Raw genomic sequence first — 24,703 nt, forward strand, 5'->3', positions numbered from 1 at the left:
GCCCGTTCAAGGAGGCTTGGCAGCGCCGAACGTGCCGCAAGGGACCTCATTTGGGACGGAGTCATCGCTGGCGCAACGCCCCGGAAACATAAATTGTGGCGCCCGCGACCGCGGCACCACCACATGCTCTAAGGGTATCATGACCAAATCGCCTGTTGCCCAAGTCACTGGGCCCAACCTGAGACTTAGACTGATCACGCCAGATGATGCGTCTTATGTATACGCGCTGCGCAAGGACCCACGCTACAGTCAGCACCTGTCTCCAGTAACGGGTACGGTCGAGGATCAGCGACTGTGGATCGAAGGCTACAAAACCCAAGAGGCAGAGTGCCGCCAGTTTTATTACGTGATCGAACGTCACGACGGCACTCGCTGCGGGTTAGTACGCCTGTATGACATCGAAAAAGATCAGTTCACCTGGGGTAGCTGGATACTCGACGCTAACAAACCGCGGAAAGCCGCGTTGGAAAGTGTCGTCTTGTCATTTGGCATTGGCTTCGATCATCTGAACCTCTGGGTGGCCAAGGTTGATGTCCGGGTGGGCAACCGCCACGCTGAGGCATTCTATCGCCGCCTCGGCATGATCGAGACCAATAGGACCGAGCAAGACATCTTCTTTGACTATCCGCGCAGAATTTTTCAAGAGACCCGCCCCTGCTATTTGCAACTTCTCAAGGAATGACCCTATCAATGGCACGAGTTTCTGCTCCCAATGTAACCTAATGGGATGAACTACCTTCCCGCCAAACCGCAGCTACTCTTGCGAGTATGGGTGGAGAGAGGAGCATCTGATGGACATCACGGTTTTGGGAGTTGATCACATTAGGTCACCATCTAAGCTCCGAGGTGGAGGCCTTCCCAATTGCCCGCCGCCTAGCACAAGAGATGCTGAGCTTGCCAATGTGACCGCAACTGGATAGATCCTTGGTCACAAAGCAGATCGTATCCGAGGTCTTGCGCTTGCGGATCTAGGCGGCTCTGATCGGCCGATGGCTTTCAATGGAACGCCCCGCCGATGACGAGGCAAAAAGCGAGAAATGAATGTCTCATCTGTGTTCTGTTTTATGTGTTTCCTTCCAGCATGCGAAATTCGCTGCGGCGGGGCTGCAATCGATTTACGAACAAACCTATCGAGACATAGAAGTCATTGTGTTGGATGACGGATCATCGGACAATTCGGTCGAAGTGATTGAGGCCATGCTGGCCGAGAGCCCCTTTCCGACCACTTTTATCAAGCAGGCAAATTCCGGCAATGTGCCGGCGAACTTCAACAAGGTTCTCGACGCGGCCTCCGGGGACTTTGTCACGATGATGTCGCTGGACGACCTCCTGATGCCGGACTGCATCGCAAATGCGGTTGAGGTGTTGTCCAGAGATCTGAACATCGTCTTCGCGGCCAATACCGGCCATTACGAGATTGACGGAAACGGACGCCAGATCACGGATGTGATCCACCTTCCGGCTCCTGAAAACCACCCTGAGACCGCTGAGGACTTAATTGAGCTTGAGTACAGTTGCCTTGGCTCATTTTACATTCAGGGGCAGGTGTTCCGCCGCGACGCCCTCATGGCCGTGGGTGGATTTGATGACACCATGACCGGGGATGACATAATTCTGCGGACGCGTCTGTTTCAGCACATGGTGCGACACCCTGAGCTAACCTTTGCGCTGGGGAACAACGTCGTACTATCCTACCGCAAACACGGGAGTAACCTGCATCAGAATACTTTCCGGCAGATCAAGACAGTTGTTCAGTGGAAGGAAAAGTACTTCCCGGAGCGCGCCTACCCTGATCTGTTTTTCAAATGGCTCGAAGCGTTGATCGAGAGGAGTATCAAGCAGGATCGACCCGAAGATATCCGAAACGCGTCGGAACTCAGCCCACAGGTCGCGCAGTTCATTCGAGACAAACAAAAGACGTGGGCTTATCGCCGCCGCATCACTAAGCGAAAAATCCGAAAGCTCTTCGGCGCGTAGTTTGTGCAGACAATAACGCGATTAGTCGGCGGTTGATCAAAGATACCAACCCTTTGCTCAATCTAGGATGACGTACTCCAGACTTTTAGCAAGTGGAGTAGCCTCCTGAAAGTGGTCCACCAACTGGGATAGATTGTCCGGCAAATTGGAGGATCAGCGATGGCTGGGAAAAGAGAGAAGCCCGAAGAGATTGTATCGAAGCTCCGGCAGGTTGAAGTGTTGCAGGGACAAGGTGCTACGATTGCCGAGGCAGTGCGCCAGATTGCCGTGACGCAGCAGACGTTCTATCGATGGCGTAAACTCTATGGCGGGATGCAACGGTCTCAGCTCGCCCGGCTGAAAGAGCTTGAGAAGGAGAACCAACGGCTTCGGCGGGCGGTGTCTGTCCTAACACTGGACAAGCTCATTCTGACCGAGGCAATACGGGGAAACTTCTGAGCCCTTCGCGTCACCGCAAATGCAACGACCATGTGCGGCGGGAGCTTGGCGTATCGGAACGCCGCGTCTGCCGCACGCTCGGGCAGCACCGCTCCACACAACGCAAAGTGCCGCAGGGCCGGGTCGATGAGCAGCGTCTGACTGATGACATCAGCGAGTTGGGCGATCAGTACGGGCGCTACGGATATCGGATGGTGACCGGCTTGCTGCACAACGCGGGCTGGCATGTAAACCACAAGCGGGTTGAGCGTATCTGGCGACGCGAAGGGCTGAAAGTCCCACAGAAACAGAAGAAGAGAGGACGGCCCTGGCTAAACGACGGGTCGTGTGTGCGTCTACGGCCGAAACGCCCCAATCACGTCTGGTCCTACGACTTTGTCCAGGATCGAACTGCTGACGGGCGGGTCTATCGGACTCTGAACATCATCGACGAAGACACTAGGGAGGCGCTCATGATCCGCGTGGATCGCAAGCTCAACTCAACAGATGTTTTGGATGCGCCGACGGACCTGTTCATCCTGCGCGGTCCACCGGAATATGTAAGATCCGACAATGGGCCCGAATTTATTGCCCAGAAGGTTTGGGACTGGATCGCGGCGGTCGGTGCCAAGACGGCGTTCATAGAGCCGGGCAGCCCTTGGGAGAACGGATACTGCGAAAGCTTCAACGCCAGGTTCCGAGACGAACTGTTGAACGGCGAGCTATTCTACAGCCTGCGTGAGGCCCAAATCCTGATTGAGCAATGGCGCGCTCACTACAACACTGTCAGGCCGCACAGCGCTCTGGGTTACCGCCTACCCGCGCCGGAAAGCGTCGTCCCAATGGACCAAAGGCCCACGATGCACTAACAATCAAACGGACTACCTAATCGGGGCACGCCAGGCTTTTCGATCGCGTGTTGGACAATGTGGCACCCCCGGAGCGGCGCAGGCTGATCAATCTCGTCGACGCGCTCACGGAGGCCGAACTGGCGCGCGCCTATCGGGCGATCATCAAGGATGACGAACTTCTGCTTGGCGGTTTCCTGAGTGGGTTCAATCTCTTGGTCTATGCCTGCCAGGAGGACTTTCCATTCAACAGCCGCGAAGGGGCTACAAATTTCAATGCCGGTGTTCGGTACCCTTTTCTTGTCGACCCGGATGACCTTGTAGCGCCTGAAACGATTTATGCGTCCTGCGAGGCGTTCACGCCGAACCTGCCACGGGCAGACTTTCACACACCCGTCGCCTCCGATCTGCCCGTCATGGTGCTATCCGGTCTTGCGGATACACAGACATCATGGCGGTGGGGGCCGCTCGCCACCGAGACACTGAGCAATGCGCAAAGTTTCGTTTTTCCGGGGGCAGGGCACGGCGCTTTGTTGTTTTCGGATTGCGCAAGAGACATGACGGTCACGTTCATTCACGCACCCGAACAGCCCGTTCCCGACGGTTGCATCCACGACCTTGTCCCGACCTTCGTGTTGCCGAACGACCGGATGCCGGACTAAGCGACGGATATGCGGGCTTTCGTTATCATCATATCCCTCGCTCTGGTAGGCGCCGTGATCTGGGGCTTTGGACGGCCGGTGCTCAACATCGAACGACCAGAGGGTTCTTTGCAGGTCAGCGCCGGGGCAGAAGCCGGCGCCAACGAAATCGAGGCACGTCTCCTCGCTGCCGGATTGCACCCTGTGGGTATTCTTAACGATCTGGGTGTGGACAACCACATGGATCGTCTCGCACGCGGAACTGTCGATGTGAGCACGCTTTCAGCCTATGCGGACGCCATCGACGCGCTGACGGCGCGCGGTCAGTCACTTCCTCCGACGCTTTGGGATGTCAGCACACCTGCTTTGCGTGAGGCAGGTTGGACCGTCTACACGCTTACCGAAGCGCTTTCCTCCGAGGCCGGTGGCGTTCACGTCGACTTGTTGATCGATGCGTATGCTGCATTTTTGTCTGCGCGGCCTGATGCGCTGGAGGGATCCCTCGCGCTCTTGCCGCTGGCCAGGGCGTATGTTGAGGCGCTTCCCGAAGAGGCCCGCGCAGAGCGTGAGGCCCACGCGCGCACACCGGGAGAGGCGACGCTTCTGATATGGCAGGCGCTTTTGAGCGGCACAACGCGGCATAATCCGATCACCCACCGCCCGCTCTGGTCACACGGTTATGTCGGCCACTTCAGCGTGCCACATATCCATCAGTATGCGACAGGTGAGGGGCTGACCCCGTCGCAGGTCTGGGGCACCGAGGGCTTTGCAGCCCACGTGGTTGGTCCCGCGTCCAACGCCAATCAGGTCGAGCATATGGGCATTTCGGCGCTGTTGCAGGGGGTTGTGCATGTCCCCGGCGCGGTCTTGAGCGCGGTAGAGGCGGTCGAGGTCATGGTAGACGGAGAGGACCCAGACGCCGCTGCGGCTGACCGGGCCTTGAACCAAGCGATCCGCGAAGCGCTACTGCCAAGGGTAGAGGCTCCGGCTGAGGAAATCGTTGTCGCGCTGCGCGAGGCTTTGGGTGACGGCTAACTCTCGTTGGCCGATGTCCTCGATGGCGCAGTCTCGGGAAGCATCTCACGGCAGGGTAAGAATGGCCTCATCGCCTCTTGTCCAGAGCTCCGCAGGCCCTCCGTCTTAATCGCTGAAGACACAGCGCGCACCGGAGCCGGACGGCACGCGCGGCAAGGCCGGCGCATTGTCGGTCCAGCGTCAGGAAACAAGCGAGAGATCGCCTTTCACAAAGACTGCACCAACGAGCGCTTCAAGGCCATCACAGCGCAATGCAACGGGCCCAACAGCAACACCACAATCCCCGCGCGCGGCGGCGTACCCTTCGCGCAGGTCGTGCAATCGAAACGTACAAGCATTGGCGACACACGTCTCAAGGCCGAGCGAAGATTTTCAGCATTCATCACACGATTTGATCCACCCCCGTTGTTCCGCGCGCGAACCGGACGCTTGGTCGTCTTCCAGGCCGATGAGTGCCGCGCGATATGTCCGCTGCAATTCCCTGTCCACTTCGGCCAATCCGGGATCACTGCACACTGCCTCTTCAGCGCTGGACGAAGGTTCGGTACAATCCAAACTTGGATTGCCTTGCGCCTGCCTGTGCCGCCAAAGCAGAAAAGCCAAGAACGGAAACAATGCGTCGCAGAATCATTGCACCGGCACCTTCCTGTAAGCTCGGAGTCGTTTCATTGCGCCCTTTTGGGTCTTACAAACCGTGAGAGACGGAACCGGCACCTTGATGAAAAGTGGCTTCCGTCACTATCCGGTTTTCGGGGGGGTAGCTCAGATGTGCTACTTTAACCGAAAGCAATTTCCGGCCAAATCCTAAGCGTGGATAACTAGGTGGATTTGATGCCTCATGTTACCTCCATCACTATGACAAATAGTTACTTTCTTGCTTGACAACATCCTCGCCGGAGGCATCCGCCGCCCGCCGGGTGCGCCGTCAGTTGCCGCGATAGAGATACTCGCGCGTGAGCGGCACCGCCTCCTGCGCGCGCGCGAGCTGCATCTGGAAGACGACCTGCCGGTTCAGGCGGAAGGACAGCTCGCTCGCCAGAAGGTAGAAGCGCCACATCCGGCAGAAGCGCTCGTCATAGAGCGCGCGCACCTTGTCGAGATTGTCCATGAAGCGCGCGTGCCAGTGGCGCAGCGTCTCGGCGTAGTGGAGGCGCCAGATCTCGACATCCGTGGCGATGAGCGCCGCGTCCTCGACGGCGCGCGACATCTCCGACAGGGCCGGCACGTAGCCGCCGGGAAAGATGTATTTCACGATCCAGGGGCTGGTGGTGCCGGGCGGGCGCGCGCGCCCGATCGTATGCACGAGCGCCACGCCATCGGGCGCGAGAAGCGTGCGGATCTTGTCGAAATATTCGAGATAATGGGGCGTGCCCACATGCTCGAACATGCCGACCGAGACGATGCGGTCGAACTCGCCGGTCACGTCGCGGTAATCCATCAGCTTGAACTCGGCCCGCCCCTCCAGCCCCGCGTCGCGCGCACGCTGCGTGGCGATCTTGTGCTGCTCCTCGCTCAGCGTGACGCCGGTGACTTGCGCGCCGTATTGTTTGGCGAGCGTGAGGCCCATGCCGCCCCAGCCGCACCCGATATCGAGCACGCGCATCCCAGGCTCGAGCAGCAGCTTGCCCGCGATATGCGCCTTCTTCGCCTCCTGCGCTTCCTCGAGCGTCATGTCGGGACGGCGGAAATAGGCGCAGGAATACTGGCGGTCGGTATCGAGGAAGAGATCGTAGAGCGCGCCCGACAGATCGTAATGATGCGCGACATTGGCGCGCGAGCGGTTGGCGGGGTTGAACTGCCGCGCGCGGCGGAAGAGATAGCGCAGAAAAACGAGCGGGCGATGGCTTTGCAGAACGCCGCCCTGCGCGCCGAGATTGCCGATGCAGACGCGCAGCAGCCCTTCGAGATCGTCGCCCTCGATCGTCAGGGTGCCGTCCATATACCCCTCGCCAAGCGCGATTTCGGGCGACATCATGAGGCGCCGGGGCAGGGCGGGATCATGGAGCGTGACCGCGACCTCGTTCGGCGCGCCGATCTCCTCTCCGCCGCCGGGCGCGTCTCCGGCGTATTGATGCGTCGTGCCGTCGGGATAGGTGATGCTCAGCCGGCCGTGCCGGATGAAGCCCGCCAGCATGCGGTGCAGGGCCTTTTGCCACATGTCCCACCTCGCTCATACCATCGGCGCCCGCACGGGGGGCGCTCCAGCTTACGAAGATGTCGGGCGCGGTCGGCACCCGAGCCTGCCGCCGATCTGCGCCGGCGCCCGGATATGTTTGCGCATATTCAAAATCTTGTAAATGCCCGTGATATCGGCGCGCGCCGCTCGGCGGATCGGCCCTGCGCCGCGCGGGCGCGCCGGAGGGCGCCGCGCGGGCCGCGCCCCTTGACTTTGCCGGCCCGGCCATGTGTATCGGCCTCGACACCGGACCCGCCGCCCGCACCGCGCCGCGCACCGCCAAAGAGGATGACCCGCATGCACGCCTATCGCAGCCACACCTGTGCCCAGCTGACCAAATCGGATGTGGGCCAAAATGTGCGCCTGTCGGGCTGGGTGCACCGCATCCGCGACCATGGCGGCGTCCTCTTCGTCGATCTGCGCGACCATTACGGCATGACACAGCTCATCTGCGATCCCGATAGCCCGGTCTTCACGCAGGTCGATGCCGTGCGCAGCGAGTGGTGCATCCGCATCGACGGCGAGGTGAAGGCGCGCGACGAGGCGCTGGTGAACCCCAAGCTGCCGACCGGCGAGATCGAGGTATTCATCCGCGATATCGAGGTGCTGGGCAGCGCCAAGGAATTGCCGCTGATGGTCTTCGGGGATCAGGACTATCCCGAGGAGACGCGCCTGCGGCACCGTTATCTCGACCTGCGGCGCGAGGCGATGCAGCGCAACATGACCCTGCGCAGCGACGTCGTGGCCTCCATGCGCCGCCGCATGTGGGATCAGAAGTTCCGCGAATACCAGACGCCGATCATCACCGCCTCCTCGCCCGAGGGCGCGCGCGACTTTCTCGTGCCGTCGCGCCTGCATCCCGGCAAGTTCTACGCGCTTCCGCAGGCGCCGCAGCTTTTCAAGCAGCTCATCATGGTGTCGGGCTTCGACAAGTATTTCCAGATCGCGCCTTGTTTTCGCGACGAGGATCCGCGCGCCGACCGCTCGCCCACCGATTTCTACCAGCTCGACCTCGAGATGAGTTTCGTGGAGCAGCAGGACGTCTTCGATACGATCCAGCCCGTCATTCAGGGCATTTTCGAGGAATTCGGCGGCGGGCGCAGCGTGGACGATGTCTGGCCGCAGATCAGCTATGCCGACGCCGCGCACTGGTACGGCACCGACAAGCCCGACCTGCGCAACCCGATCAAGATGCAGGACGCCTCCGACCATTTCCGCGGCTCGGGCTTCGCGATCTTCGCCAAGCTGCTGGAGCAGGAGGGCACCGAGATCCGCGCCATCCCCGCGCCGGGTGGCGGCAGCCGCAAGTTCTGCGACCGCATGAACGCCTTCGCCCAGAAAGAGGGCCTGCCGGGGATGGGCTATATCTTCTGGCGGGCGGGCGATGACGGGATGGAAGCCGCAGGCCCCCTCGCCAAGAATATCGGCCCCGAGCGGACCGAAGCGATCCGCCAGCAACTCGGCCTCGGCGAGGGTGACGCGGCCTTCTTCCTCGGCGGCAAGCCTGCCAGCTTCGAGCGGGTCGCGGGCAAGGCGCGGGTCGAGATCGGCAACGAGCTCGGCCTCACGGATCAAGACCGCTTCGCCTTCGCCTGGATCGTGGATTTCCCGATGTACGAGGCCGACGAGGAAACGGGCAAGATCGACTTCTCACATAATCCCTTCTCGATGCCGCAGGGCGGGCTCGAGGCGCTCAAGGGCGATCCGCTCAAGGTGCTGGGATATCAATACGATCTGGCCTGCAACGGCTACGAGCTCGTCTCGGGCGCGATCCGCAACCATCGCCTCGACGTTATGATCGCCGCCTTCGAGAAGGCCGGCTACGACGAGGCCGAGGTGCATGCGCGCTTCGGCGGCCTCGTGCAGGCCTTCCAATACGGCGCCCCGCCGCATGGCGGTTGCGCGGCGGGCATCGACCGCATCGTCATGCTGCTGGCGGATGAGGCGAATATCCGCGAGGTCATCATGTTCCCGATGAACCAGCGCGCCGAGGACGTCATGATGAACGCCCCCAGCGCGCCTTCGTCCGATCAGCTGATGGAACTGGGCCTGCGGGTGATCCCGCAGGACAAGTAGGCCGAAAAGGCGGGGTCAGTCCTCGAGACTGTCCTCGCGCTTTTCCTCGATCAGCTTCATCTCCTCGTCCTTGCGCTTGGCGAAACGCTCGCCATAGCCTTTGATCTCGCTGTCGGGGATCACTTCGCGGGCACGGGCGAAGACCTCTTCCTCTTCCTCGTCGATGTGATGCTCGTAGTCGTGGCGCAGGGTAATGAACTTCTCGAGCCACGCGCCCGAGGACATGTCCATTTCGCGCAACTCTTCCATAAGATCGTCGATCTCCTGATGCTCGTGGACCGAATGGCGCGCCGAATCCTGGCCCCAGGTCTTGGAGATCAGCTTGGAATAGAAGGTCTCCTCCTCGGCGGCGCCGTGGCTTTTGACGTCGCGGTAGAACTCCTCCCACGCGGTCTTGCGGTCCTCCGAGGCGCCGGAGGTGTCCTCGATGCGGTCCAGCAGCTCGCGGTGGTGATCGTGGTCGGCTTTGATCGCGGAATAGATGTCGCTCATGGCTTCGCTCCTTTTGCGTGGCGTCGCCCTAGCAACGCCGAAGAAGAGAGCGGGTTCCGCAGGGTCTAGAGGGTCTGCGCGGGATCACTCGCGGCGCGCACCAGCCGCGTCAGATCGCTCAGCGAGGAGCGCTGCACGCCGCCCGCGTCGAAATTCGACGGATCGAGCCAGAGCCGGAACGCTTCGCCGAGCGCGGGCCATTCGGCGTCGATCGCAGCGAACCACGCGGTATCGCGGTTGCGGCCCTTGATCACGGACGCCTGCCGGAAGATCCCCTCGTAGCTGAGGCCGAGCCGCTGCGCCGCGCGGCGCGACGGCATGTTGAGCGCGTTGCATTTCCACTCGTAGCGCCGATAGCCCGCATCGAAGGCCCATTTCATCATCAGATACATCGCCTCGGTCGCGGCGATGCTGCGCTGAAGTTGCGGCGCCATGGCGATATAGCCGACCTCGATCGAGCCGGCAGCGGGCTGGATGCGCAGATAGGAGGCGATGCCGCCATAGGCGTCTCGTGCGCGGTCGAAGATGGCGTAGAAAACGAAATCGGGCGAGGCGGTGATGTCGCGCACCCAGCGGTGGAACTGCGCGGCGGAAGCGAAAGGCCCGGCGGGCATGTAGTCCCACACCTCGTCATGCCCGTCATAGGCGCGAAAGAGCAGCGCCGCGTGCTTTTCGGCATCGAGCGGCTCGAGCCGTACGGCGCGGCCTTGCATCGGCGCGCCGTCGGGGGCGGGCGGCGGTGTCCAGCCGGGGATGATCGGGCCACGCGGCCGGGGATCGCTCATGATCGTCGCTCCTGTTTCAAGGCGGAATATAAGCGCCGGGGCGCCCGAGAAAAGCGCAAACTTGGCCCTCGGCCTTGCGGCAGATCGCTACATCGCCGCCCGGTTGCCCAGACGCTCCTGCACGAGGCCCGCCACCTGCGCGAGCCGCGCGCCGAGCGCTGTGCCGCCGCGTTCGGGCGCGCCGAGCGCCTCGGCCGCGCGGGCGAGCTGCACATCCTCCGCCGCGCGCGCGACGCCGCCCAGGAACTGCGCGAGATAGGTGAGCGCCGGCCCCTCGGACGTGTCGTCGAGCAGGTTCGAGGCATGCACCATGTCGTCGCGGTAGGCGATGGGATCGGGGTGGATCTCGTCCGAGCGGGCGACGCGCGGACCGGCGGGTCGGCGCTCGGCCGGCAAGGTGGCGAGCACCTTGCTCTGGAACACGCCGAGATTGGTCATCGGCTTGGCGAGAAAGCCGTCCGCGCCCGCCGCCAGCGCCGCCGCCTCGGCGCCGTCATCGCCGCTCGACGCGAGGATGGAGGTCACGCGCGGCGCCGCGCCCGCCAGCTCCGCGATCAGCTCGAGGCCCGAGCCGTCGGGCAGGCCGAGATCGACGATCACCACGGTGGGGCGATAGACCTGAAGATGCCGGCGCGCGGAGCGCAGACAATCGGCCCGCCGGATACGCGCGCCCGAATGCAGGCACATCAGGCGCATCGCATCGCAGGCGTAGAGGCTGTCGTCGACCACCAGCACGGTCATGCCCAGAAGGGGCCGCGCGGGCGTGGGGTGGGGGATCGGGGTCAGGCCGGGCAGATCGTCCATGGCGGTATCCTTTGGGTTGGCAGCATCACATGCCCCAGCGTTACGCAGCTTTGGCTAACGCGAAGTTAATGCCTGCGGCGAAATCCGAGCCGCTGCACCGCGCGGTGCGTGCGGTGCGACGCCGCGCCGCTTGCCCTCGCGCGCCGGGCGCCCCATAACAGGGGCCAGACGCGCGCCAGCGCCATGCACAGAAGGATTTCAGCATGATCGGACGCCTCAACCACGTGGCCATCGCGGTGCCGGATCTCGAGGCCGCGATGGCGCAGTATTCGGGCGCGCTGGGCGCCACTGTCGGTGCGCCGCAGGACGAGCCGGATCATGGCGTGACGGTCGTCTTCATCGAATTGCCGAACACCAAGATCGAGCTGCTCTATCCCTTGGGCGAGGCGAGCCCGATTCGCGGTTTTCTGGACAAGAACCCCTCGGGCGGCATCCATCACGTCTGCTACGAGGTTGAGGACATCGCCGCTGCCGCCGCGCGCCTGACCGAGAGCGGCGCGCGCGTTCTGGGCGACGGCACACCCAAGATCGGCGCGCATGGCAAGCCCGTGCTGTTCCTGCATCCGAAGGATTTCAACGGGTGCCTCATCGAGTTGGAGGAAGTCTGATGGGCCCCGTATCCGGTCTCGTTCTTTATGCGGTCATCTGGTTTCTGACCTTTTTCGTCGCCATTCCGATCCGCCTTCAGACGCAAGGCGAGGCGGGCAGCACCGTGCCGGGCACGCATCACAGCTCGCCCGAGCGGCACGATCTGAAGAAGAAGGCATGGATCACCACGGCGGTCGCCTTCGTGATCTGGGCGTTCACCGCCTATGTGATCCTCTGGGACGTCATCACGCTCGACGATATCGATCTCTTCACGCGCTTCGGCCCGGGTCCGGTCGAAGAGCGTGGACTAGGTGGGTAAAGGTCGCGGCGCCGAGGATCGGGATCAGCAGGTTCACCAGCGGCACCGATAGCGGGATCGCCATCAGCACACCCGCGCCCCAGATGCGCAGCCAGTGCCGGCGCCGCAGATCACGCGCGCCTGCGCGGCCCAACCGGCGCATCGCGGCGAGCTGAAAATACTCGCGCCCGAGCAGATAGCCGTTGAGGCCCCAGAAAATCGCGAAGGCCCCGAAGGGCAGCGCGATATAGAGAACGATCGCCAGAAGATTGGCGCCGATCAGCACGCCCAGAAAGCCCACCGAATCGCGCAGCGCTTCGAGCCAGCCCATTGGGGTCACGGGCGGCAATTGCGGGTAATGCCGGGCCTCGACAGCCGCGGCGACGTCATCGAGGAAAAGCGAGATGATGGCCGAGGCGACGGGCACCATGAGAAAGATCGACATGACGAGCATCGCGATCAGGCTGCTCCAGCCGAGAAGGTCGTCGACCCATGTCACCTCGCCGACGAGGGGCAGGGTCATCGTGTCGCCCGCCGCCCAAGAGACGAGCCCGAACACGAGTGCATAAGCCGCGAAGAGAAGCGCGACGGTGAGCGCCAGCCCGAGGAGGAGCACCCGGCGAAAGCGCGGATCGCCCATCTGCCCGAGCGCCTTGGAAAACGCGGTGAGGATCATACGTCGATCCAGCTCGTGATCGCGTCGATATCCGGGCGGGGCCGCTCGGGCGGCATGCTGGTCTCGGTGCCGATGTGGATGAAGCCCGCGATCCGCTCGTTCGGGGCGAGGCCCATGACGGTCCGCGCGAATTCGGCGTCGTGGCTCGCCCATCCGCTCAGCCAGTTGGCGCCCCAGCCCGCCGCCAGCGCGGCGTTGAGCAGCGCGAGGCAGACGGCGCCCGCCGAATAGGTCTGCTCGATCGCGGGGATCTTGGGCGAGGGGCGCTGCACCTCGATCACCGCCACGGCGAGATGCGCGCCTTCGTATTGCGCCTGCGCCTTCTGCACCGCCTCGGGATCGGTGGCCGCGGCAAGCGCCGGGATCGCCGCCGCGATGCGCAAGAGCGCCGCCCGCTCCAGCACGATGAAGCGCCACGGCTCCAGCTTGCCATGATCGGGCGAGCGCGCGGCCATCTCGAGAAGCGGGCGCAGCGCGGCGCGGTCCGGCACGGGCAGGCCCAGCGTCTTGGCGGGGCGCGAGCGGCGCGTGGCGAGAAAAGCGAGCACTTCGGGTTTGGGCGTCGGCATGAGGCAGGCTCCGGGCGGTCAGGTCAATCGGGTCGGCGCGATACGCCGTCGGGGGGCAGCACCTATGTCGGGGGGCGATGATGCGGGGTCAAGGGCGCGCCGCGCCCTTCTGCCGGATCTGCGCGCTGCGATAGACCCCTTCGGGCAAGTTCAGCGCGGCGCCCAGATCGCGAAGCTGCGTCATTGAGAGCGTGATGCTGCGCATCTCGTTCAGGCGCGGATCGAACTGGCGGATGACGACGCATTCCTCGAAGGCTTCGATCAGCACATCCTCGCTGAGCGGCGCCGCGCCCTCGTCGACGAGCGTGATCACGGTGGCGTCGAATTCGTGCTCGATGGAAAACATCGCGTCGGCTCCGCCTTGTTGGACAGTGATGCCGCCGAGAGTGGCGGCATCGGCGGCGCGTTGCAAGGGCGCGCCGCGCGGCGCGCGATCGCTCTGGCCCTCAGCGCGCGGCGGCGGTAAACTGGACGCCAAAGTTTCGGAGGTTTTTCATGCGAAAACTCGCCTTGCTCTGCGTCCTGGCCCTGGCCGCATGCGATGCGCCGCCCCCGCCCAGCGGCGGGCCCAGCCAGCCATCGACCCAGCCCGCGCCCCAGCCGCAGGCCCGGGCGCCGCGCGCGCCCGCCACGCCGACATCTGACAAGGTCGCGCAGTTCAAATCGGTCGTCGCCGCGGTCGAGCCGGTGGCCGAGCGCGAGTGCAACGCGCGCACGCAAGGCATCAATTGCGATTTCCGAATCGTCGTCGACGATCGTCCGGGCATGCCCGCCAACGCCTTTCAGACGGTCGACCGCCAGGGGCGCCCCATCCTCGCCTTCAACCTCGCGCTCATCGCCGAGGTGCGCAACCGCGACGAGCTTGCCTTCGTCATGGGACACGAGGCCGCGCATCACATCGCCGGGCATCTCGACCGGCAGCGCAACAACGCGATGGCGGGCGCGATCCTTCTGGGCGGGCTTGCCGCGATCACCGGCGCCAGCCAGGGCGCGGTGCAGAACGCGACCGATCTCGGCGCGGGCCTCGGCGCGCGCACCTATTCAAAGGATTACGAACTCGAGGCCGATGCGCTCGGCACCGTCATCACCAAGCGCGCGGGCTACGATCCGGTGCGCGGCGCCGCCTTCTTCACGCAGATTCCCGATCCCGGCGATCGCTTCCTCGGCACGCACCCGCCCAACGCCCAGCGGATCGAGACGGTCAAGCGGGTCGCGGCCGGCCTTTAAGCGCCGGGTATGGCGGCGGGCCGCATGTGGCAGCTGACCGGCGTTGTCAGCGACCGGGGATCGAAATACGCGGTCTCGGGCGGGCGGGCCGCCTCGCGCGAGGAGACGGACGCCTTTCTGAAGGACCTCAAGCGGGACAAGAAATTCGCCAAGGCCACGCATAGCAGCTGGGCGGTGATCCTGCCCGATGGAACGCCCCTCAAGGGCGATGACGGCGAGGCGGGGGCGGGCATGGTGATCCTGCGGATGCTCGAGCGCGAGGAGCTCTGCGGCTATATCCTCGTCGTCACGCGCTGGTATGGCGGCAAGCATCTGGGCGGCGACCGTTTCCGCCACGTCCAGACCTGCGTCGAGGCATGGCTCGCCGAATTCGCGCGGTAAGGCCCGATCAGGGGATGAGGGGCATGGCGGGAAGCGCCACCGCGATCCCGGCGAAGAAGCAGCCCGAGGCGACCACGACGAAGCCATGCCAGATCGCGTTCGAGAAACGAAGCGTCTCCCATGTGTAGAAGAGAACGCCGAGACTGTAGAGCAGCCCGCCGCCCGCGATGAGCCCGAGGCTGAGCCAAGGCAGAAGCTGCGTGAGCGGCACGAAAAGCGCGAGGCCGAGCCAGCCGAGCGCGAGATAGGACCAAGCGCCCGTGCGCATCCGCCCCGGCCCGGTCAGCAGCTTGGCCGCCGCGCCGATCAGCGCGAGCACCCAGACGAGCCCGAGCGTGACATAGCCGAAAGCCGAGCCGAGAAGCACGGCGAGCGGCGTGAACGTGCCCGCGATCTTGACGTAGATCGCCGCATGATCGAGCCGCCGCAGCGCCGGGCGCAGCACCGTGTAGGCCAGCGAGTGATAGGCGCCCGACGCGCTCAGCATCAAAATGAGCGTCACGCTGTAGACGATCAGCGCCGCACGAATACCGGTGCCCGAGCCATCCGGGATATGCACGAAGAGCACCGCCACCGCCGCAATGGCCATGCCCACGCCCACGAGATGCACGGTCCCGTCGGCCCAACGCTCGGCACGGGAATAAAGAGGGTAGGACATGCGATCCTGCCTTTTGGTTCTGCGGGCATCATAGCCGATAAAAGCGAAGAAACTGTGACCGGATGCGGCCTTGCCTTGGGACGTGATGTCCAAGCGGTGCATTTCAAGGGGACTACGCCCCCCGCACCCCCCAAAGGTCGTACTCGCCGGCCTCGTCGACGGTGACGCGCAGGATGTCGCCGACGGCGAGGCCTTCGGTGCCCTCATCGATGAAGAGATTGCCATCGATCTCGGGCGCGTCGGCCTTGGTGCGGCAGGTGGCGATGCCGTCCTCGTCGATATCGTCGACCAGAACCTCCTGCACGCTGCCCACTTTTGCGGCGAGCTTGGCCTCGGAGATCGTCTGGGCCTTCTGCATGAAGCGGTCCCAGCGCTCCTGCTTGACCTCTTCGGGCACATGGTCCGGCAGATCGTTCGAGCGCGCGCCCGCGACGTTCTCGTATTTGAAACAGCCCACACGATCGAGCTGCGCCTCGTCCATCCAGTCGAGCAGCGTCTGGAATTCGGCCTCGGTCTCGCCGGGATAGCCGATGATGAAGGTACTGCGCAGTGTGATGTCCGGGCAGATCTCGCGCCATGCCGCGATCTCGTCCAGGGTTTTGGCGGCGGCAGCGGGGCGGGCCATGCGGCGCAGCACGTCCGGGTGCGCGTGCTGGAACGGAATGTCGAGATAGGGAAGCACGAGGCCCTCGGCCATCAGCGGGATGAGCTGGCGCACATGCGGATAGGGATAGACGTAATGCAGCCGCACCCAGGCTCCGAGACTGCCCAGATCACGCGCCAGATCGGTGATATGGGCGCGGTGGCCGCGCTCTTCGGCATGCTTGATATCGACGCCGTAGGCCGAGGTGTCCTGACTGATGACCAAAAGCTCCTTCACCCCGTTCTCGACCAGCTTCTCGGCCTCGCGCAGCACCGCATGGGCGGGCCGGGACGCGAGACGTCCGCGCATGTCGGGGATGATGCAGAACTTGCACTTGTGATTGCAACCTTCTGAAATCTTGAGATAAGAATAGTGCCTTGGCGTCAGGCTGACGCCCGTCGCCGGCAGAAGGTCGACATAGGGGTCAGGCCGGGGCGGCACGGCGGCATGCACCGCATCGAGCACCTGCTCGTATTGATGCGGGCCGGTCACGGCCATGACGCTCGGATGCGCGCCGGTGATGTATTCGGGCTCGGCGCCGAGGCAGCCCGTCACGATCACGCGCCCGTTCTCGGCCAGTGCCTCGCCGATGGCCGAGAGGCTCTCGGCCTTGGCGCTGTCGAGAAAGCCGCAGGTATTGACGATCACCGCATCCGCGCCCGCGTAATCGGGAGAGATGCCATAGCCCTCGGCGCGCAGCCGCGTGAGGATGCGCTCGCTGTCGACCAGCGCCTTGGGGCAGCCAAGCGAGACCATGCCGATATGCGGCTGTCCCTCACGCCGGGGGGCGGGGGTCAGGCGCGCGCGGGCGAGGTCGGGGCGCAGCTCGGGAGGATTGGTGCTCATGCGGGCGATATAGACGACGCGCCGCGCCGGCAAAAGGGGCAAACTATTGCCGCGCCGCCATGCCCTGCCTAAGCTGGCCTTCAGAATGGGCGGCAGGCCCGCGCAGCTTGGACGAGGCAGATCATGAAATTCCTGACACGGCTCCTTGGCATCCTCCTCGTCGCGGTGGCGCTGGCCTTCGGCGCGCTGTTCTTCCTGCCGGGCGAGCGGATCGCGCGCATCGCCGCCGAGCGGATCGGCGCCATGACGGGCCGCGAGGTCAGCATGACCGGCGACACCGCGATCAGCTTCTATCCGGTGCTCGGCATCAGCACGGGCCGCACCACCATCGCCAATGCCGATTGGGCCTCGGGCGGGCCGATGCTGGAGGCGGACAGCCTCAAGGTGGGCGTCGATCCGATCGCGCTCATCGGCGGCGAAGTGCGCATCACCGGCCTCGAAGTGGCGCGCCCGCGCATCGTGATCGAGCGGGACGCAAGCGGGCGCGGCAACTGGGAGATCGGCGTCGATGGCGTCGCGCAATCGGGGCAGGGCGCGGACGGCGGCGACGGCACCGGCGGCGAGGCCGCGCAGTCGCGCGCGCTGGCCCTCACGCTCGACCGCGCGCTCATCACCGATGCGTCGGTCACCTATATCGATGCGCGCGCGGGCACCCAGCAGGAGATGTCGGGCGTCGATCTGGACCTGCGCTGGCCCGATTACAGCGGCGAGGCGACGTTCGATCTCGTGCTACGTCCGGCGGATCAGGACGTGCGCTTCGCGGGCCGGATCGCGCAGCTCGGCCCGCTCATCGAAGGGGGTGTCTCGCCGCTCGACGTGACGGTCTCGACCGAGGGCGGCACGCTCTCGCTCGAGGGGCGCGCGAGCGCGGCGCCGCAGCTCGATGCACGGCTCACGGGCGATATCGCGAGCACGGCGCGGTTCATGCGCGCGCTCGGCCTGCCGCCCGCTGATCTGCCCGAGGGCCTGGGCCGCGAGATCACCGTCGCGGCGCAGCTGAACGTCACCGAGGACATGCGCCTTTCGCTGCGGGACATGACGCTCGGCCTCGGCGGCAACAGCCTGACCGGCGATGTCGATGTGACGACGACCGGCGCGCGGCCCCGCGTGACGGCGCGGCTCGATGCGGGGGCGCTCGATCTCTCGGCGCTGGGCGCCGGCGAGGACGCGGCGGCGGGGCAGGGTGGCGGCGCCAGCGCGCCCGCTCCCGCCGCGCCCGAGGGATGGTCGCGCGCGCCCATCGACGCCAGCGCGCTCGGCCTCATGGACGCCGATATCGCATTGAGCGCCAGCAGCCTCGATCTGGGGCAATTCACCTTCGGCGCCGCCGATATCGGCCTTGCGATCGACAATGCGCGCGCCGTGGCGAGCCTGCGGCGCCTCGACGGCTATGGCGGCTCGCTCACCGGGCAGGCGGTCGCCAACAATCGCTCGGGCCTCTCTGTCGGCGGCGATCTGGCCGCGCGCGGCATCGACATGGAGAAGTTCCTCACCGATGCGGCCGACGTAACCCGCTTCTCGACCACCGGCACGATGGCGGTGGACTTCCTCGGGGTGGGACAATCGGTGCACGAGATCATGAACAGTCTCAGCGGCAATCTGAGCCTCGCGACCGGGCGCGGCGTCATTTCGGGCTTCGATCTCGACCGGCTGATGCGCACCGGCGACGGCAGCGGCGGCACGACGGTCTTCGACGAGATGGGGGCGAGCTTCGTGATCGAAGGCGGCAACATGCGCGGGAGCGATCTGACGATGTCTATGCCGCTGGCGACCGCGACCGGCAAGGGCCGCATCGGCCTCGGCGCGCGCGACATCGACTACCTCTTCACGCCGGTTCTCTTGCAGGGCGAGAACAGCCGGGGCCTCGCCATTCCGGTCAGCATCACCGGCCCCTGGTCCGGTCCGCGCATTCGCCCCGACTTGGAAAAGGCGATCGATCTCAACCTGCGCGAGGAGCGCAAGCAACTCGAGAAAAAGGCCCGCGAGGAGGTCGAACGCGAGATCGACAAGCTCGTCGAGAAGGAGCTAGGCGTGACGGTCGAGGAAGGCCAGTCCGTCGAGGACGCGCTGCGCGAGAACGTCAAGGAGCAGGCGGTCAAGGAGCTTTTCAAGCTCTTCGATTAGGGTCCGGCGTCATCTGGGCGCAGATGCCCGGGCCATATGAGACTCGGGCAGCACGAAGTTAGCCCCGCCGCGAAGGGCGGGGCTGACTTCGTCGCAAGCGTTCCGCGCCCTCAGCGGCGGCGATCGCGGCGCGAGCTCATCGGCTGGAACGCGACGCCCACATGCGCCTCGCAATAGGGCTTGCCCGCCTGGGTCGGCAGGCCGCAGAACCAGAAATCATCGGTCGCCGGATCGCCCACGGGCCATTTGCAGGTGCGCGACGTCAGCTCCATCAGCGACAGCTTCTTGGCCTTCTTCTCGACCTCGCTGACCTTCGCCAGCGCCTTCGGATCGATCTCGTTGGTCGAGGGCTGCGGCGGCAGGGGCTGACCCGCCGGGATGATCGGCTTGATGCGCGTGACCGGCGCCGCGGGCGCGTCGTCCTCGTCCTCCTCCTCGGAGGTTTCCGGCTCGAGCTTGGCGGCGGGTTTCGACGAGGCGGGCTTCGCGGCGGGTTTCGAGGCGGGCTTGGCGGCCGGTTTCGGCGCGGATTTGGGCGCTTCGGCTTCGGCGGGCTCGGCCTGCGCCGCGCTGGCCGCACCCGCGCCGCCGTTGCGGTTCGACAGGCCCAGACGGTGCACCTTGCCGATCACGGCATTGCGGGTGACGCCGCCCAATTCCTTGGCGATCTGGCTGGCCGACTGGCCTTCGCCCCACATTCTCTTCAGCGTCTCGACCCGTTCATCGCTCCAGGACATGCCCGTTCCTTAAACCTGGGAGACGCGCCGAAAAGGGCGCGCGATCCCGCAAATTTCCAAGAACCCCTATTCTAATCACTCGGGCACGAGTTACAAGACACCGAATCGGGCCGCCGGGGCGTCCGGCACGGCGCGCGAGAGGCCGGAAAGGACAGAACATGATGCAGGATTTCAGCGACATGGGCACGCGCCGTTTCGGGCGGATCAACTGGCTCGGGCTCGGCACGCTCTGCTGGCGCGAGATCATGCGCTTCTGGGCCGTCTGGACGCAGACCATCCTCGCTCCGTTGGCGACGGCGGCGCTCTTTCTGGTGATCTTCACCATCGCCATCGGCCCGGCGCGCGGCGAGGTGATGGGCGTGCCCTTCACGCATTTCATCGCGCCGGGGATCCTGATGATGACGGTGATCCAGAACGCCTTCGCCAACACCTCGTCCTCCATCGTGATCGGCAAGGTGCAGGGCAATATCGTCGACACGCTCATGCCGCCGCTCAGCGCGGCCGAGCTGGTGACAGGCTATCTCGTGGGCGGGATCGTGCGGGGCCTCTTGGTGGCGGTGGCCATCTCGGCCGGGATCGCGGTCTTCCTCGGCATCCTGCCGCAGCATCCGCTGATGCTCATCGGCTATGTCGTGCTCGGCTCGGCCTTCCTGGGCGCGGTCGGAATCGTCGCGGGCATCTTCGCGAACAAGTTCGACCAGATGGCGGCGATCACCAATTTCGTGGTGACGCCCCTCGCGTTCCTGTCGGGCACGTTCTATTCGGTCGATGCGCTGCCGCCCGTGCTGAACGAGATCACCCATTTCAACCCGATCTTCTATCTGATCGACGGGCTACGCTATTCCGTGCTGGGCGTGTCGGACAGCGCGCCCGCGCTCGGCGCCGTCGTCGCCACCGCCTCGACCCTCGCCGTCTCGGGCGCTGCGTGGTGGATGTTCGCGCGCGGCTACCGCCTCAAGGCCTGAGCCCGCCCGAGTTGACAGCCCGCCGCGCCTGCGGCACTCCTTGGCGCCTGACCCAAAGGAAGTTTGCCATGATCCCCGCCGTTCTGCCCACCTACAACCGCGCGCCGCTCAGCTTCGTGAAGGGCGAGGGCGCATGGCTGATCGAGGCGGACGGACGACGCTTTCTCGATCTGGCCGCGGGCATCGCCGTCAATGCGCTGGGCCACGCGCATCCCGCGCTCGTCGCGGCCCTGACCGAACAGGCGGGCCGGCTCTGGCACACGTCGAACCTCTACCGCATTCCGGCGCAGGAGGAGCTGGCCGAGCGCCTCGTCGCGGCGACCTTCGCCGACACGGTCTTCTTCACCAATTCGGGCACCGAGGCCTGCGAGCTGGCGGTCAAGATGGCGCGCCGGCATTTCCACGATGCGGGCCAGCCCGAGCGCACGCAGATCATCGCCTTCAACGGCTCCTTTCACGGCCGCTCCTCCGCCGGGATCGCCGCGGCCGGCTCGGAGAAGATGACCCACGGCTTCGGCCCGCTCCTGCCGGGCTTCACACATCTGCCCTGGGGTGATCACGAGGCGCTTCAGGACGCCGTAACGGACCGGACGGCGGCGATCCTGATCGAGCCCGTTCAGGGCGAGGGCGGCATCCGCCCGCTGCCCGATCAATGCCTCAAGGGCCTGCGCGATCTTTGCGACACGCATGGCATCCTGCTCATCCTCGACGAGGTGCAATGCGGCATGGGCCGCACGGGCCGCCTCTTCGCCCATGAATGGGCCGGGATCGAGCCCGACATCATGATGGTCGCCAAGGGCATCGGCGGCGGCTTTCCGCTCGGCGCGGTGCTCGCGACGGAGCATGCGGCGCGCGCCATGGTCGCCGGCACGCATGGCTCGACCTATGGCGGCAACCCTCTGGCCTGCGCGGTCGGCAACGCCGTGATGGCCGAGATCGCCGATGACGATTTCCTGCAAGGCGTGCGCGCCCGCGCGGGCTACATGCGCCAGCGTCTCGAGGCGCTGGTGGCCGAGCATCCGGACGTCTTCGAGGCGGTGCGCGGCTCGGGCCTCATGCTGGGCCTCAAATGCAAGCGGCTGAACACCGATGTGCTCGGCGCCTGCTACGACCAGCTTCTGTGCACCGTACCCGCGGGCGACAACGTGCTGCGCCTGTTGCCGCCGCTCACCATCACCGAGGCCGAGATCGCCGAGGCGCTGAGCCGCCTCGAGAAAGCCGCCAGCAGCCTGTCTTCTTGCTGAAAATATCCTCCGGGGGCGCGGGGGTGGAAAACCCCAGCTGGCCGCCGGCAACGGGAACCGCACATGAATCATTTTCTCGACATCCACAAAACCGATCCGGCCGCCCTGCGGCGCATCATCGACAGCGCCGCCGAGATGAAGACCGCCCGCGCGGGCCGCTCGCGCGGCGCGCCCGACGACGATCAGCCGCTCGCGGGGCAGATGGTCGCGCTCATCTTCGAAAAACCCTCGACGCGCACGCGGGTCAGTTTCGATGTGGGCGTGCGCCAGATGGGCGGGCAGACCATGCTGCTCTCGGGCTCGGAAATGCAGCTCGGTCATGGCGAGACGATCGCCGACACGGCCCGCGTGCTCAGCCGCTATGTCGATCTCATCATGATCCGTACCTTCGACGAGTCGGTGCTGATCGAGATGGCCGACTATGCCGACGTGCCCGTCATCAACGGCCTGACCGACCGCACGCATCCTTGCCAGATCATGGCCGATATCCTCACCTACGAGGAGCATCGCGGCCCCATCAAGGGCAAGAAGGTGGTCTGGTCCGGCGACGGCAACAATGTCTGCGCGTCCTTCCTGCACGCGGCGGGGCAGTTCGGCTTCGACATGACCTTCACCGGCCCCGTCCAGCTCGAGCCCGAACAGGAATTTATCGGCCTCGCCCGCAAAGCGGGCGTGCGCGTCACCATCGAGCGCGATCCCCACAAGGCCGTCGAAGGCGCCGATCTCGTAGTCACGGACACCTGGGTGTCGATGCATGACAGCCAGTCCACCAAGGAGCGGCGCCACAACATGTTGCGCCCATACCAGGTGAACGAGGCGCTGATGGCCGGCGCCAAGCCCGATGCGCTCTTCATGCACTGCCTGCCCGCCCACCGCGAGGAAGAGGCGACGAGCGCGGTCATGGACGGCGCGAATTCGGTGGTCTTCGACGAGGCCGAGAACCGCCTGCACGCCCAGAAGGCGATCATGCGCTGGTGCCTCGGCGTCTGAGGCGCCGGCTTGCAAACCGCCCGCCCGGGGGCCTAATCTCGGACGACGGTGGCAGGAGAGAGCATGAGCAGCGCACGGATCGGCATCTACGGCCTCGGCACGATGGGCAGCGCGCTCGCGCTCAACATGGCCGGGCAGGGCTTCGACGTTGCCGTGGCGAACCGCGAGGTGGACTGGCTTGCGGGGTTCATGTCCGAGGCGGGCGATCTCGCGCCGCGCCTTCGTCCGCATGAGACGCTCGAGGCCTTCGTCGCGGATCTCGCGCAGCCGCGCATCCTTCTCTTCATGATCCCCTCGGGCGCGCCGATGGACGCGATGATCGAGGCGGTCCAGCCGCTCCTTGCGCCCGGCGACACGATCATCGACGGCGGCAACGCCGATTTTCACGCGACGCGCCGCCGCAGCGCCGATCTGGCCGCGCGCGATATCCATTTCGTCGGCATGGGCGTCTCGGGCGGCGAGGCGGGGGCGCGGCACGGGCCTTCGCTGATGGTGGGCGGCACCGCGCATAGCTGGGCGCAGCTCGCGCCGATCCTGACCGCCATCGCCGCGCGGCACGAGGGCGATCCCTGCGCCGCGCATCTGGGGCCGGACGGCGCCGGGCATTTCGTCAAGACCGTGCATAACGGCATCGAATACGCCGACATGCAGCTCATCGCTGAGATCTACGGCCTCATGCGCTATGGCCTCGTGCGCCCGCCGCAGGAGATCGGCGCGGCCTTCGGGCGCTGGAACGCGGGCAAGCTGCGCTCCTATTTGACCGAGATCACCGCCGCGCTTCTGGGCTATGCCGACCCGGTGACGGGCCATCCGGCGGTCGATGTCATCAAGGACAGCGCGGGCCAGAAAGGCACCGGGCGCTGGACCGTGATCGAGGCGGTGCGGCTCGGCCAATCGGCCAGCATGATCGACGCGGCCGTCGCGGCGCGCAGCTGGTCGGCCGAAAAGGATACGCGCGTCGAGGCCGAAGCGATCCTGGGCGGCGCGCGCGGCGCGCTCGATCTGGGCGAGGTCGCGCTGGGCGATGCCTTCCTCGCCGCGCGGATCCTCTGCCACGCGCAGGGCTTTCGCATCCTCGCCGCGGCCAGCGACCAATACGGCTGGCAGCTCGATTTCGCGCGCATCGCCGAGATCTGGCGCGCGGGCTGCATCATCCGCTCGGCCCTGCTCGACGATATCGCGGCGGCCTTCCGCGCCGACATGCCGGGCGGCCAGCTCCTTCTCGCGCCGGTCATGGCCGCCGAGCTCGAGCGGACCATCCCCGCGCTGCGCCGCACCGTCGCGGCGGCGGTCGCGGGCGGGCATGCCGTGCCCGCCCTCGGCGCGGCGATCGGTTGGTTCGACACGATGCGGCAGGGGCGCGGCACCGCCGATCTCATCCAGGCACAGCGCGATTTCTTCGGCCATCACGGCTATGCACGCCTGGGCGAGACGGGGGTGCATCACGGGCCGTGGTGGGACGAGCCGCCTTCGTCGGCCTGAGTATTTTCGCCAAGATGAAGCAGG

Annotated in this window: 26 protein-coding genes; 15 read left to right on the plus strand and 11 right to left on the minus strand. The window is 65.3% G+C overall.

The genetic code is table 11. The features are described 5' to 3' along the window. Positions 1-139: 139 nt before the first annotated feature. The 5 genes from ACGRVM_RS00080 to ACGRVM_RS00100 all read left to right on the plus strand — a co-directional run bounded on the left by ACGRVM_RS00080 (position 140) and on the right by ACGRVM_RS00100 (position 4,918). Positions 140-682, plus strand: a complete 543-nt coding sequence (locus tag ACGRVM_RS00080) for a GNAT family N-acetyltransferase (RefSeq protein ID WP_377169945.1) — start codon at positions 140-142, stop codon at positions 680-682. 359 nt (positions 683-1,041) lie between these two features. Next, entirely contained in the window at positions 1,042-1,977 is a 936-nt protein-coding gene (locus tag ACGRVM_RS00085) for a glycosyltransferase family 2 protein (RefSeq protein ID WP_377169943.1), read from the plus strand. A 159-nt stretch (positions 1,978-2,136) separates the two neighbouring features. Further along, positions 2,137-3,263, plus strand: a protein-coding gene (locus ACGRVM_RS00090; RefSeq protein WP_377169941.1) for an IS3 family transposase whose coding sequence is annotated in 2 segments (ribosomal slippage) — positions 2,137-2,398 and positions 2,398-3,263 — 1,128 coding nt in all. Because the reading frame shifts where the segments join, the coding sequence is not laid out codon by codon here. Between the two features lie 47 nt (positions 3,264-3,310). Next, a complete protein-coding gene (locus tag ACGRVM_RS00095; protein ID WP_377169939.1) occupies positions 3,311-3,904 on the plus strand; it encodes an alpha/beta hydrolase in 594 nt (197 codons plus the stop codon). 9 nt (positions 3,905-3,913) lie between these two features. Further along, positions 3,914-4,918: a hypothetical protein gene (locus tag ACGRVM_RS00100; RefSeq protein ID WP_377169937.1), complete on the plus strand. Its 1,005-nt coding sequence runs from the start codon at positions 3,914-3,916 to the stop codon at positions 4,916-4,918. Between the two features lie 372 nt (positions 4,919-5,290). Here the strand turns inward: ACGRVM_RS00100 and ACGRVM_RS00105 are convergent, their stop codons facing one another. Both ACGRVM_RS00105 and ACGRVM_RS00110 read right to left on the minus strand, forming a co-directional pair. After that, positions 5,291-5,533, minus strand: coding sequence for a lysozyme inhibitor LprI family protein (locus ACGRVM_RS00105; protein ID WP_394624009.1), 243 nt, complete (start codon positions 5,531-5,533; stop codon positions 5,291-5,293). 310 nt (positions 5,534-5,843) lie between these two features. Beyond that, entirely contained in the window at positions 5,844-7,076 is a 1,233-nt protein-coding gene (locus tag ACGRVM_RS00110; RefSeq protein WP_377169935.1) for a class I SAM-dependent methyltransferase, read from the minus strand. Positions 7,077-7,391: 315 nt separating this feature from the next. On the opposite strand from ACGRVM_RS00110, the gene aspS reads away from it, so the two are divergent. Further along, entirely contained in the window at positions 7,392-9,170 is a 1,779-nt protein-coding gene (aspS, locus tag ACGRVM_RS00115) for an aspartate--tRNA ligase (RefSeq protein WP_377169933.1), read from the plus strand. Positions 9,171-9,185: 15 nt separating this feature from the next. Here aspS and ACGRVM_RS00120 read toward each other — a convergent pair whose 3' ends face one another. From ACGRVM_RS00120 to ACGRVM_RS00130, 3 genes are all read right to left on the minus strand, one after another. Next, positions 9,186-9,662: a hemerythrin domain-containing protein gene (locus tag ACGRVM_RS00120; RefSeq protein ID WP_377169931.1), complete on the minus strand. Its 477-nt coding sequence runs from the start codon at positions 9,660-9,662 to the stop codon at positions 9,186-9,188. 65 nt (positions 9,663-9,727) lie between these two features. Further along, on the minus strand, positions 9,728-10,447 hold the full coding sequence (locus ACGRVM_RS00125; RefSeq protein WP_377169929.1) for a GNAT family N-acetyltransferase: 720 nt from the start codon (positions 10,445-10,447) through the stop codon (positions 9,728-9,730). Between the two features lie 87 nt (positions 10,448-10,534). Further along, positions 10,535-11,251: a response regulator gene (locus ACGRVM_RS00130; protein WP_377169927.1), complete on the minus strand. Its 717-nt coding sequence runs from the start codon at positions 11,249-11,251 to the stop codon at positions 10,535-10,537. 203 nt (positions 11,252-11,454) lie between these two features. On the opposite strand from ACGRVM_RS00130, the gene mce reads away from it, so the two are divergent. After that, entirely contained in the window at positions 11,455-11,859 is a 405-nt protein-coding gene (gene mce, locus ACGRVM_RS00135; RefSeq protein ID WP_377169925.1) for a methylmalonyl-CoA epimerase, read from the plus strand. Further along, on the plus strand, positions 11,859-12,158 hold the full coding sequence (locus ACGRVM_RS00140) for a DUF1467 family protein (RefSeq protein WP_377169922.1): 300 nt from the start codon (positions 11,859-11,861) through the stop codon (positions 12,156-12,158). Before mce ends, ACGRVM_RS00140 begins: the two co-directional genes overlap by 1 nt. Here the strand turns inward: ACGRVM_RS00140 and ACGRVM_RS00145 are convergent. The 3 genes from ACGRVM_RS00145 to ACGRVM_RS00155 form a co-directional block, all read right to left on the minus strand. Beyond that, the gene (locus tag ACGRVM_RS00145) at positions 12,109-12,813 is read right to left on the minus strand and encodes an EI24 domain-containing protein (protein WP_377169920.1); all 705 of its coding nucleotides are present in this window, start codon (positions 12,811-12,813) and stop codon (positions 12,109-12,111) included. The genes ACGRVM_RS00140 and ACGRVM_RS00145 overlap by 50 nt on opposite strands. Further along, positions 12,810-13,382 carry a nitroreductase family protein gene (locus ACGRVM_RS00150; protein ID WP_377169918.1) on the minus strand — a complete coding sequence of 191 codons (573 nt, stop codon included), beginning with the start codon at positions 13,380-13,382 and terminating at the stop codon, positions 12,810-12,812. Before ACGRVM_RS00150 ends, ACGRVM_RS00145 begins: the two co-directional genes overlap by 4 nt. Before the next feature lie 88 nt (positions 13,383-13,470). After that, positions 13,471-13,728 carry a hypothetical protein gene (locus ACGRVM_RS00155; RefSeq protein WP_377169916.1) on the minus strand — a complete coding sequence of 86 codons (258 nt, stop codon included), beginning with the start codon at positions 13,726-13,728 and terminating at the stop codon, positions 13,471-13,473. Between the two features lie 149 nt (positions 13,729-13,877). On the opposite strand from ACGRVM_RS00155, the gene ACGRVM_RS00160 reads away from it, so the two are divergent. Beyond that, complete coding sequence (locus ACGRVM_RS00160) at positions 13,878-14,609, plus strand: M48 family metallopeptidase (protein ID WP_377169914.1); 732 nt, start codon at positions 13,878-13,880, stop codon at positions 14,607-14,609. Positions 14,610-14,633: 24 nt separating this feature from the next. After that, a complete protein-coding gene (locus ACGRVM_RS00165; RefSeq protein WP_377169912.1) occupies positions 14,634-14,990 on the plus strand; it encodes a YigZ family protein in 357 nt (118 codons plus the stop codon). 7 nt (positions 14,991-14,997) lie between these two features. On the opposite strand, the gene trhA is transcribed toward ACGRVM_RS00165, so the two are convergent. Beyond that, a complete protein-coding gene (gene trhA, locus ACGRVM_RS00170) occupies positions 14,998-15,648 on the minus strand; it encodes a PAQR family membrane homeostasis protein TrhA (protein WP_377169910.1) in 651 nt (216 codons plus the stop codon). 112 nt (positions 15,649-15,760) lie between these two features. Then, on the minus strand, positions 15,761-17,137 hold the full coding sequence (gene rimO / locus ACGRVM_RS00175) for a 30S ribosomal protein S12 methylthiotransferase RimO (RefSeq protein WP_377169908.1): 1,377 nt from the start codon (positions 17,135-17,137) through the stop codon (positions 15,761-15,763). A 123-nt stretch (positions 17,138-17,260) separates the two neighbouring features. Between rimO and ACGRVM_RS00180 the strand changes: the two genes are divergently transcribed. Continuing rightward, positions 17,261-19,261, plus strand: a complete 2,001-nt coding sequence (locus tag ACGRVM_RS00180) for an AsmA family protein (RefSeq protein ID WP_377169906.1) — start codon at positions 17,261-17,263, stop codon at positions 19,259-19,261. Between the two features lie 110 nt (positions 19,262-19,371). Here the strand turns inward: ACGRVM_RS00180 and ACGRVM_RS00185 are convergent, their stop codons facing one another. Next, positions 19,372-19,998, minus strand: coding sequence for a GcrA family cell cycle regulator (locus tag ACGRVM_RS00185; RefSeq protein ID WP_377169904.1), 627 nt, complete (start codon positions 19,996-19,998; stop codon positions 19,372-19,374). Positions 19,999-20,159: 161 nt separating this feature from the next. On the opposite strand from ACGRVM_RS00185, the gene ACGRVM_RS00190 reads away from it, so the two are divergent. The 4 genes from ACGRVM_RS00190 to gndA all read left to right on the plus strand — a co-directional run bounded on the left by ACGRVM_RS00190 (position 20,160) and on the right by gndA (position 24,679). After that, positions 20,160-20,963 carry an ABC transporter permease gene (locus ACGRVM_RS00190; protein ID WP_377170071.1) on the plus strand — a complete coding sequence of 268 codons (804 nt, stop codon included), beginning with the start codon at positions 20,160-20,162 and terminating at the stop codon, positions 20,961-20,963. Between the two features lie 68 nt (positions 20,964-21,031). Beyond that, positions 21,032-22,207 (plus strand): aspartate aminotransferase family protein, encoded by a 1,176-nt coding sequence (locus ACGRVM_RS00195; protein ID WP_377169902.1) that lies wholly within the window; start codon positions 21,032-21,034, stop codon positions 22,205-22,207. A gap of 63 nt (positions 22,208-22,270) precedes the next feature. Beyond that, on the plus strand, positions 22,271-23,197 hold the full coding sequence (argF, locus tag ACGRVM_RS00200) for an ornithine carbamoyltransferase (RefSeq protein ID WP_377169900.1): 927 nt from the start codon (positions 22,271-22,273) through the stop codon (positions 23,195-23,197). A gap of 63 nt (positions 23,198-23,260) precedes the next feature. Next, complete coding sequence (gene gndA / locus ACGRVM_RS00205) at positions 23,261-24,679, plus strand: NADP-dependent phosphogluconate dehydrogenase (protein ID WP_377169898.1); 1,419 nt, start codon at positions 23,261-23,263, stop codon at positions 24,677-24,679. Positions 24,680-24,703: the final 24 nt, after the last annotated feature.

Source organism: Roseovarius aquimarinus (assembly GCF_043661195.1).
GTDB lineage: Bacteria > Pseudomonadota > Alphaproteobacteria > Rhodobacterales > Rhodobacteraceae > Roseovarius > Roseovarius aquimarinus.